The organism is Flavobacterium sp. FPG59, assembly GCF_002150205.1.
GTDB lineage: Bacteria > Bacteroidota > Bacteroidia > Flavobacteriales > Flavobacteriaceae > Flavobacterium.
Genome location: NZ_MTCA01000408.1, coordinates 1 through 991 on the forward strand (window position 1 = coordinate 1; position 991 = coordinate 991).

The 991-nt window shown below is 36.6% G+C and carries 1 pseudogene; it reads right to left on the bottom strand.

Going from position 1 to position 991, the window contains the following annotated elements:
* Positions 1-115: 115 nt before the first annotated feature.
* Positions 116-991 (bottom strand): annotated as a pseudogene (locus FPG59_RS16335) (elongation factor 4); the annotation flags it as partial.

The window sequence follows — 991 nt, forward strand, 5'->3', positions numbered from 1 at the left end:
CATACAAAGTATGTGAGAATTGTGAATAGGAATAATATTTTTTTAATCATTGTAATAATAAGTAGTAGTCAAGCAAAACTATTAAAAAAAATAATAAAAGCGTATGATTATATGTTTAATCATTCAATTTTAATACGGCCATAAACGCTTCTTGAGGAATTTCAACATTCCCTACCAATCGCATTCTCTTTTTACCTTTTTTCTGTTTTTCAAGAAGTTTACGTTTACGAGAAATATCTCCTCCGTAACATTTTGCTGTAACGTCTTTACGCAATGCTTTGATCGTTTCACGTGCAATGATTTTAGCACCAATGGCTGCTTGAATTGGAATGTCAAATTGCTGTCTCGGAATCAATTCGCGCAATTTTTCACACATTTTTTTACCAATGTTGTAGGCATTACTCTCGTGAATCAACGCAGACAAAGCATCTACAGATTGCGAGTTCAACAAGACATCAAGTCTAACTAATTTCGATGTACGCATTCCTATTGGAGAGTAGTCAAATGAGGCATACCCTTTAGAAACCGTTTTCAATCTATCGTAAAAGTCAAATACAATCTCGGCTAGTGGCATGTCAAAATTCAATTCAACACGCTCTGTTGTCAAGTAAGTTTGATTGGTAATGACACCACGTTTTTCAATACACAAACTCATTACGTTACCCACAAAATCAGCTTTAGTGATGATAGTTGCCTTGATAAAAGGCTCCTCTACACGGTCTAAACGTGATGGTTCTGGTAAATCAGATGGGTTGTTAATGATAAACGGTGTTTCCGGATCTTTTTTGGTGTAAGCCAAATACGAAACGTTAGGAACCGTCGTGATTACGGTCATGTCAAATTCGCGCTCCAATCGTTCTTGGATAATTTCCATGTGCAACATTCCTAAGAATCCACATCGGAAACCAAAACCTAAAGCTGCTGAACTCTCAGGCAAAAATACAAGCGAAGCATCGTTCAATTGTAGTTTTTCCATCGAGGCACGCAAATC